Annotated in this window: 6 protein-coding genes; 1 reads left to right on the top strand and 5 read right to left on the bottom strand. The window is 71.1% G+C overall.

Features of this window, described 5'->3' with window-relative positions; genetic code table 11:
- The 3 genes from AAHZ94_RS22555 to AAHZ94_RS22545 all read right to left on the bottom strand — a co-directional run.
- A partial coding sequence (locus AAHZ94_RS22555; protein ID WP_349994800.1) for a hypothetical protein occupies nt 1-204 on the bottom strand: 204 nt, incomplete at its 3' end.
- A gap of 3 nt (nt 205-207) precedes the next feature.
- Nucleotides 208-1,563 carry a phosphatase PAP2 family protein gene (locus AAHZ94_RS22550; protein WP_502964743.1) on the bottom strand — a complete coding sequence of 452 codons (1,356 nt, stop codon included), beginning with the start codon at nt 1,561-1,563 and terminating at the stop codon, nt 208-210.
- An 801-nt stretch (nt 1,564-2,364) separates the two neighbouring features.
- Nucleotides 2,365-2,808 carry a DUF3093 domain-containing protein gene (locus AAHZ94_RS22545; RefSeq protein ID WP_349994798.1) on the bottom strand — a complete coding sequence of 148 codons (444 nt, stop codon included), beginning with the start codon at nt 2,806-2,808 and terminating at the stop codon, nt 2,365-2,367.
- Nucleotides 2,809-2,989: 181 nt separating this feature from the next.
- Between AAHZ94_RS22545 and AAHZ94_RS22540 the strand changes: the two genes are divergently transcribed.
- The gene (locus tag AAHZ94_RS22540) at nt 2,990-3,484 is read left to right on the top strand and encodes a DUF5709 domain-containing protein (RefSeq protein ID WP_349994797.1); all 495 of its coding nucleotides are present in this window, start codon (nt 2,990-2,992) and stop codon (nt 3,482-3,484) included.
- 284 nt (nt 3,485-3,768) lie between these two features.
- Here AAHZ94_RS22540 and AAHZ94_RS22535 read toward each other — a convergent pair whose 3' ends face one another.
- Together AAHZ94_RS22535 and AAHZ94_RS22530 are read right to left on the bottom strand one after the other, a co-directional pair.
- Complete coding sequence (locus tag AAHZ94_RS22535) at nt 3,769-6,567, bottom strand: type 1 periplasmic-binding domain-containing protein (protein WP_349994796.1); 2,799 nt, start codon at nt 6,565-6,567, stop codon at nt 3,769-3,771.
- Between the two features lie 897 nt (nt 6,568-7,464).
- A complete protein-coding gene (locus AAHZ94_RS22530) occupies nt 7,465-8,649 on the bottom strand; it encodes a 4-hydroxybenzoate 3-monooxygenase (protein ID WP_349994795.1) in 1,185 nt (394 codons plus the stop codon).
- Between the last annotated feature and the right edge of the window lie 150 nt (nt 8,650-8,799).

Genomic DNA, 8,799 nt, shown 5'->3' with positions numbered 1-8,799 from the left:
GGCCCGGACGCCGCGGACTGGACCCCGCTCGCCGGCCGCACGGCCGTCGCGGGCGCCCCCCCCCCCCCGCCCCCCGCCCCCCCCCCCCCCGCCGCCCCCCCCCCCCGGCCACCCCGGGCGCCCGCGCCCCCCCCACCCCCCCGGGGGGGCGCGCCGCCCGCTCCGTGCCACCGCGTACGGCGGGAACGCGGACCGGCGCGCCATGCCTCACACCAACTCGGGCTGTGGCTTCGCCTGCGGCTTGAGGGACGGCGCGGGCTGCGCGTCCCAGATCCGGGTGGCCCGCAGATAGCCGTAGATCACCGAGAGCATCGCGAGGACCAGCAGCGGGCCGAACAGCCACGGGAAGTCGGCCATCTGCTCCGGCAGGTAGCGGTACGCCACCAGGAAGGCGGCGAACACGGCTGTCCCGTAGGCGACCAACTGGATGCGCGAGCGGTCCCAGCCGCGTTCCGGCGCGCGCAGCGCCGCCTCGATCGTGACCGCGAAGACCACGCCGGCCACGATGTCCGCGCCGTAGTGGTAGCCGAATCCCAGCGTCGCGGCGAGCGTGGCGATCAGCCAGAACGTGCCGGCGAAGCGCAGCACGCGCGGACCCCGCCGGGAGTGGATGAAGATGGCGGTGGCCCAGGCCGTGTGCAGGCTGGGCATGCAGTTGCGCGGCGTGATGTCGTCGAAGGGCATGCGCTGCGGCGGGTCGAGCGGCGGCGCCGTGTTCGGCCACAGGTTGGCCACCGCCCAGTGCCCGCCGTCCGCACCGTACGCGAAGATCGGGCCGACCACCGGGAAGAGCATGTAGATGCCGGGGCCGAGCAGGCCGATCACCATGAACGTGCGCACCAGGTGGTGGCTCGGGAAGCGGTGTTCGGACGCCACGTTGCGCAGTTGGTAGAGGGTGAAGATGACCGCGGCCACCGCGAGCTGGCCGTAGACCCAGCCGAGCACGTGCCCGCTGATCGGGTCGGTGGCCCTGACCATCCGCCCCACCAGCCACGACGGGTTGCCCAGCGCCTGGTCGGCCGTGGCCACGTACTGGTCGAGGACGGTCGGGCGGGTCTTCCACGTGATGAGCAGCCAGGCGTCACCCGTCTTCCGCCCCGCCACCAGCAACAGGCCGAGGCCCACACCCTTCAACAAGAGGACGCGTTCGCGCCCCGTGCGGTGGGTGAAGGCGAGGACCCCACACACCAGGACCACCCACAACGCTCCGTTGCCGAAGCCCATCCGGGCGTCACACACCCACCTCACCAGCGCGAAGACGACGTCGATGCTGACCGCGGCACCCACCGCGATGAACCGTTGCCGCCAGGTGAGCACCACCATCATCAGCGCCATGCAGGCGTACAGCAGCGGCCCCGACTTGGGGGCGAATATCACCTCGCGCACCTGGTTGCTGATCGGTCCCCGGACGCCGTAGTGGCGCGCGGCGATCTCCAACGCCACGAGGAAACCGAGGGCCACCACCGTCACTGCGGTCCACAGCAGCGCCCGGGGCTTGCGCCAAGCAGCAAGCACGTTCTTGAAATGTATTCGCGGAGCTATTCGCGATTCTTTAGATATCAATTGTTTGGCCGATTTGTTAGGTGTTAGGGAGTGGGTCCCCTTCGTGCCGGATTGCATGCTTTTCCGGCGAAGGGCAGGCAATGAGGGTGATCGCCATGGGCGCAAACATGCTAGCGGAGCGGCCCGCGGGGATTTCCCTGGTCACGGGCGGTGCCCGGACCGCTCGATCCTGTACTGGTCGCCGCCGTGTCGGACGCGGGTCGAAAGGATGTCATCTGGCGGCCGACGGAGGTGGGCGGGAAGGCCCGCAGGTCGTACGGAAGGGGCGTCCGGTGCGTCACGCAGCCCGCCCCGCGGCTGGGGTGGCGCCTGCGCCGTCCCGTACGGGCGCTGGCCGGCCGTCTTCCCGGGGGCAATGCTGGGTGGCAAGCGGTGTTGCGGGGTGGGGCGGGGTTGGCGGGTGGTTCCGCGGGCCCTGTTCCGTCGCTGCTATCCGTTCGCCCGAAGGGCGCGGAGGGGGCGGCGCGCGGCCGGACGCGGGGTGTTGTGCGGCGGGGGTGGGGACGGGGTTGCTGCCGCGCCGATGAGCCTGCCGGTTGGCTTGTGGTCACCGTGGGTGAGGGAGGGGGTGCTGTTGCGGTCCTGGCCGGTACGGGAGGACGTGTCGCCACATCATGGGAGACGGGCGTATGGGTTGGTCAGCGGCCTCAGCGGCCTCAGCGGCCTCAGCGGCCTCAGCGGCATCAGCGGCCTCAGTAGGTCGGAGGTCTGGCATCCCGGCGGATTCGGCGGCACCTAGAGGTGCGGACGGGGCGCCGCCGTCAGTTCGGGGTGCCGCGTACGTCGCCGGGGCCGCCGCGGTCAGCGTTTGGCGAAGGCGAGTACGGCGACCAGGGTGTGTGGTTGGCGGGTCGACAGGTAGAGGTACGGGGCGTGGTAGTCGGGTGCCTTGATCTCGATCCGCAGTGCGGTCGGCACATGGCTGCGCAGCAGCATCAGCGCATGGGCGTCGGCCCGCCGGGTCCGCCAGGCCAGCGCCTCCTCCGGGTCCAGGATCTCCGGCAGGCCCAGGGCGTCGATGGGCAACCGGATCGTGCCCGCGGTGAGGAACCCGATCGTCACCTCGATCCGGGACCTGCCGTACGCGTACGTCGCAGCCCCCGCGGCGGCCGAGCCCAGCAGCAGCCCGCCCAGCGCCGCGGGCGCCCCGAAGGGCAGCAGCACCAGCGCCACGGCGAGACCGAACAGTGGCACACCCAGCCACCACGCGGGTGGCACGCTCAGCCGCTCGTCGTAAAGAGACATGACCCCAGAATGACAGTTCCGGGCGGCGAAACGATCTGCGGGTGAGAGTGGGGCCCGCGCCCGCGGCGCCGTGCGGGGTCGTCGCCAGGTGCCGGCGTGGGCCCCGGGCGCATGATGGAGGGGACGGGTCCGTCCGCACAATCGAGCGCCACCGCACCAGAGAGCAGCACGTGGAGGAAGCATGAGCGACGAGATGGCGGATGACGTGTACCAGCCGATGGGCACCGGCGACGAGCGGCAGGACTCCACCCGGTGGGACCCGCAGGACGCGCTGGGCGGGCGCAGCTACGAGGAGGTGCTCGACGAGGGGTACTCGCCGCCGGAGAAGCCACTGGGCGTCACGAAGTTCGGCACCACGGCGGCGGAACAGCAGCGCGGCGAAACCCTGGACGAACGGCTGAGCCAGGAGCTGCCCGAGGTGCGCGCCGCGGACGGAGACGGGGTGGGTGACCTGGCGGACGGCGACGGCGAGCCGATCGACGGCGAGGTGGGCGAAGCCCGCGCCGGCCGCCTGCTCGCCCCGGACGAGGGCGCACACCCCGACACCACCAAGGACCTCATCGCCCGCGACGTGGGCATCGACGGCGGGGCGGCGGGTCCCGAGGAAGCCGCCATGCACATCGCCGTGGAACCCGAGGAATTCACGGACGAGGAACCGGACGCGGGACAGGGCTGACCGCCCCCGGCCCGTACGGGAGGCCAACCGGGGACGGCCCCCACCTGTACGGAACGTCAGCCTGGATCGCCCGGGGCCCGGGCGGCACCGCCGCCGAGGGATACGACCGGGCTACGGACAATCGTTCACCAGGCGAACCAGCCCGCCCGCGGCCCGTCCGCGCCTCCCCGCCTCCGCTTCTCCCCGCCTCTGCCTCCGTCTTCGGGGCTCAGGGGCTCCGGACCTCCGGGCCGAGAATCCCTAGAATCTCTACACTGCTCCAACTGCTCTGTGAATAGCGGAAGTTAAGAAGAGCAAGGAGTCCCCTGTGCCGCGTACCGGCCGCCCTTCACATACGCCCCGCACACCACCGCGGTCCGCGGCCCCTTGGGCGTCAGCCGCAGCACCACCAGCGTCTTGTCCTTGGGCGGTGCGTTGTCCTCGGAGGCGTACTCGACCCACCCGGTCGCCCCGTCGAAGGCCACACCGGACCTGAGGGCCGTGGTGACCGCGCTCATACCGACGCTGTTGTCCGCCCGCGCCAGGTCCACGGCCTGGGACAGGACGTGTAGCGCGTCGTACGCCACCGCCGCCTGACCGTCGTCGTGCCACGGGTCCTCACCATGCTCCCTGGCCACGAAGTCGTTGTAGGCGTTGACGAACTGAGCGGTCTGTCGACTGATCCTGGTGTCCGCATCGGGCAGCCGGTGCGCCGCGTAGTACAGCCGCAGCCAGCCACGGCCCTCGAACTCGCCGGTCTGTGCCACGTTCGTCAGCTCATTGCCCGCCAGGACGGTCACCGCCTCCCGACCGCACGCGTCCCTGGCGTCCAGCGCATCGACGAACGCGGCGAAGTCGCGGGTGCGACCTGCCCAGTACACGACCGTGCGGCTCTGCGATTCCAGCGACTCGCAGACCCGATTGGCCAGGTCCCGCGGGCGCGTGAAGGTGGCCGCGCCCGGGTCGCCGGCGCCGAAGTCACCTTCCTGCGAGAAGTTGACCAACTTGACTGTGCCATCGGGCACATCGGTCCCGGTGTTGCTGGTGAAGTTGCTCATGAACTGCTCCGCGATGCTGCGGCTGTACAGGTCAGCCGAGCTCTGCACCACGATCGCTTGCTGCGCCGTCGAGCAGCCCGCCCCATCGGACCTGGCCACCAGCCGCTTGTTGCGGGCCAGCGAGGCGACCACCCTGGCCTCGGTGCTGTTGACCGGGGTGGTCGGCCAGTAGTAGTCACCCACCTGCATCTCATCGGCCGTCGCCGTCGTCCCCACGGCGGGGATGCGCGCCTCGGCGAGGATGCGTAGGGCCTTGAGCGTCGAGTCCCGGCTCTGCGCGAAACCCAACACCCCGGAGATCTCCCGGGCCCCGGTGCGGCTACCGGAACGCACCTCGTCAGCCAGCTTCTTCGCCTCCTCGGGGGCGCGGACGAATCCCCGCCCGGTGCTGCGCACCTCCACCCGCAGCGGCACCCGCGAGTCATCGGAGAGCGCCTCACTGTTGAGCCGCCGCTGCCACAGGGCGATGCCCCGCAACTCCGGGACGATGCCGTCGAAGAGCGTGCCCGCATTGCTCTGCGGCCCCTCGGACGTGAAGTAGACGACCGTGCGCACCGGTCTGCCGCGGGCCGCCAACGCCTCGGCCCGCCGGTTCTCCGTCTCGACGGCCTGCTTCGCGCTCCGGTACCACTCGACCGGGTGGACCTCCCCGTGCAACGGGCGCCCGGGAGGCGTGGACCCGCCGGCCACACAGCTCGTATCCGGATCGTCCGCACGCAGCGGGAACTCCACGATCAACGCGGCGATCAGCAGTACCGGCAAGCTCGTCGCCAGGACGGTCTGCGAGCGCCAGCCGCTCCGGAACCGGCGCGCCGGCGGCTTGCGGATCGGCAGCCCCGGGCGGCCGAACGGCTCCGCGTGGAAGGTGACGAGCACCGGCTTCTCGCCGCCCTGCCGCAGCACCTTGCTGGCCTGGGTGAAGCCCATCGTCTCCGGACCCAACTCGTCCAACAGGGCCGTCGAGAAGCTGCCCACCGCGATCACCAGCGGGCCGGGCGTCGGGGCCTGCGCCTGAGCCTGAGCGTAGACGCGGAGAAAACGCTCCACGGTCCGGGCGCCCGGCTCGTCCGGATGCGGCACCTGGAGCAGCAGCACCGGGCGGGCCGTCCGGCGCCGTCGCTTGGGCAGCAGGGAGCCGACCAGGGGCTGCGCGAGGTCGGCGAGCAGGGCCAGGGTGAGGAGTTGTTCCAGGACCGCGGTGCCCTCCTCGCGCTGCCGGTGCCCGGCGGGCAGCCGCAGTCGGCTGGTCTGCCGGGTGGCGACGTCGGCCATCACCTGGAACAGGTCCTCCCGCCCACCGGTGACGTTCAACTCCCGGCCCAGCCAGCCACGTCGCCCCTGCGCCCGCTGGCGCGGACGTCGGATCAGCCGCCGGGTCACCCGACGCGCCCACCACCAGCGCGGCAGGGTGTGCAGCATCGAAAGCCAGAACGTACGCAACAACCAACCACCCAGACCCGCCCCGTCCGGTGAGCCCTTGCCACCCAGCGACCACAGGGTCTTGGCGACTCCACCGCGCGCCACCCTGCCCTGGTAGGCGTAGTCCCGCAGGTTGCTCGGACTGTCGGCGGCCGTCGCCGCGGTCACCTGGGACGGCCCGTCCGCCGGCGCCGAACCGCCCGCCGCGCCGTCGCCCGGAGCCCCCGCGGCGTGTGCCTTCACCGCGGTTACCAGGTTCTGCATCAGCGCCGCGTCGCGGAACCGGTCCGGAGTCATCCGCGGCGGCACACCGAACGCGAGGTCGCGCGCTGCCGCCTCACCCACCAGGTCGTCATCGGAGGTGGGATGCACCAGCGCGTACGGGACGAGCTTCTCGCCCTGCCCCTCGTGGGACTCCCGCAGCGCCATCACCACCCGCTTGACCCGGGCCTGGTGGACGCTCACCGCATCAGGCCCGGCCGGGTCGCCCGGCACCTGGAGCAGAAAGACCGGCATCCGCAGGGAAAGGTGCTCGGTCTGGGCAGGGGCGATGGCCAGTGGATATTCGCGGACAAAGTCGTCCGCACCGCCATCGTCCGGGAAATCACTGAATACTTCATCAGGCATGGTGGTCCCCCCGAGGACCTCAATAGGCCGCACATGCAGATGGAGGGTCAGGTTACACCCGGAGTGCGGGACCCTTCCCGTAACGGATTCGACGGCGGGGAATCCGATGGGAACACCGGTTCGGAAATTATCCGGGTATTTTCGGCGCACGCACCGGATATCAGGGGCGCTGAACTCCACGGCGCGATCCGTGAGTGGAGCGCCCATCGACCGGCCGGGCGCCGCGGGGCTTACGGGTCCTGGGGCGGTTGCCTGGCATGCCCGTCGACGGTTGCCCGACCGCTAGTCACTGGGCCGCGCCGGTACGGAAATGAGGTGACCGCCGACCGGAGGCCGGCACGTACTGACCGCCCCGTATACATGGATCGCACCGTAGGCCCGTACTCGATTTCGTGACCCCCGCACCGCAAACCCCGCATTCCGTTTATCAGAATGAGCGATCATGCTCGGACGGCAATGAGCTGGCCGGCCCGTGGCGTATCTCAGAAATCCAGAAGCCGAAGTCTTCCGCGGGTTCTCAGGAAAGCGCAGGTGGCGCCGGACGCTACGCCGGGCGCGGTGGAAGAAAAGGGAGATGATCGATGATCGGTCACAGGAATGAAGGGCAGCGGAAAGCGGATGGTCCGCTGCCCGCTCCGGCCTTCCGCACGCCTTTCATGCAGCAGATGCTGCACGGAAGCCACATCGCACCACACCGTGCTGCGTGGCGCCGGTCCCGCGCCGTACGCGCGACCCGCGTAGTGCCGTCGCCCAGGCCAGCCCCGCGCCGCACACACCCCACCCGGCCGACACCGGGCTCCACGGACACCCGCCCCCCATGTGCTGGCCACACCGGACCGCAAGGTGCGGCGAACGCCGGCCGGTCGACGGGCGAGGGGGCGACCGGCCGGCACACCCCTACCGGGGCAGCGGCAACCCCGTGTAGTTGTCCGCCAACTCCGCCGCGGCGTGCGGCGAGGACGTGAAGCGGGCCAACTGTGCGAGCTGGAGGCGGGTGTCGAAGGGCGAGTGCGCCGGGTCGGTGTGCAGCGTCGTGGTCATGAGGTACGAGAAGTGTTCCGCCCGCCACACCCGACGCAGACAGGTGTCGGAGTAGGCGTCGAGCAGCCCACTGGAGCCGGTCTCCTGCTGCTCGATCAACGCCCGGGCCAGCACGGTCACGTCGGCTGCCGCCAGGTTCAGCCCCTTGGCGCCCGTCGGCGGCACGATGTGCGCCGCATCGCCGGCCAGGAACAGCCGCCCGTACCGCATGGGCTCCGTCACATGGCTGCGCATCGGCAACACCGCCTTGGACCGGACCGGACCGCGGGCCAACCGCCACCCCGGGTCAGCCTCCAACGCGAAGCGGGCGTCCAGCTCGTCCCAGATGCGCTCGTCGGACCAGTCGGCCGGATCGGTGCCGTTGGGCACCTGGAGATAGAGCCGACTCACGGTGGGCGAACGCACACTGGCCAGCGCGAAACCACGCTCGGAATGAGCGTAGACCAACTCTTCATACACCGGTGGAGCATCGGCGAGTATGCCGAGCCAGGAGTACGGATAGGCCCGCTCGTAGTGCGTGCTCACTTCCGCCGGCACCGCCTGCCGCGCCACCCCGTGGAAGCCGTCGCAACCCACCACGTACGAGCAGTGCAGCGTCCGCTCCGCACCCTGATGGCGGTACCTGATGACCGGACTCTCCCCGGCCACCCCGTCGACGGCGTCCACCTGCGCGTCGAACAGCAGCGGGCCACCCTCCGCGAGCCGCAGCGCGATCAGATCCTTGACCACCTCGGTCTGGGCGTAGACCAGCACGCCACGGCCGCCGGTCAGGGCCGGGAAGTCGATCCGGTGGGAACCGCGCGCGAACCGCAGCTCGATGCCGTGGTGCACCAACCCCTCACGGTCCATGCGCTCACCCGCGCCCGCCGCGCGCAACGTGTCGGCGGTCGACTGCTCCAAGATGCCCGCCCGCTGCCGCTGCTCCACGTACGCGCGGTCACGGCGTTCGAGCACCACGTTGTCGATGCCCGCGTTGTCCAACAGCCTGCCGAGCAGCAGCCCGGCCGGGCCGCCACCAACGATGCCGACGGTCGTACGCATCAGGGTGTCTCCTTGTCTTCACCTGTCGTCGACGGCTGACCCGGGACGGTCGGGGGGGGGGGCCCCCCCCCCCCCCCCCGCCCCCCCCCCCCGGCCCCCCGAGGCCCACAGATTGAACACCCCCCCCCCCCCCCCCCAACCCCCACCCCC

Origin of the sequence: Streptomyces sp. HSW2009, from assembly GCF_040240285.1 — a bacterium.
In the GTDB taxonomy this organism is placed as follows: Bacteria; Actinomycetota; Actinomycetes; order Streptomycetales; family Streptomycetaceae; genus Streptomyces.
This window is presented reverse-complemented; position numbering and strand designations above follow the sequence as displayed.

Excerpts from the sequence above, each read along its gene's own strand:
- AAHZ94_RS22545 (WP_349994798.1), bottom strand. The coding sequence starts at position 2,808 with ATGTCTCTTTACGACGAGCGGCTGAGCGTGCCACCCGCGTGGTGGCTG.
- AAHZ94_RS22540 (WP_349994797.1), top strand. The coding sequence starts at position 2,990 with ATGAGCGACGAGATGGCGGATGACGTGTACCAGCCGATGGGCACCGGC.
- AAHZ94_RS22535 (WP_349994796.1), bottom strand. The coding sequence starts at position 6,567 with ATGCCTGATGAAGTATTCAGTGATTTCCCGGACGATGGCGGTGCGGAC.
- AAHZ94_RS22530 (WP_349994795.1), bottom strand. The coding sequence starts at position 8,649 with ATGCGTACGACCGTCGGCATCGTTGGTGGCGGCCCGGCCGGGCTGCTG.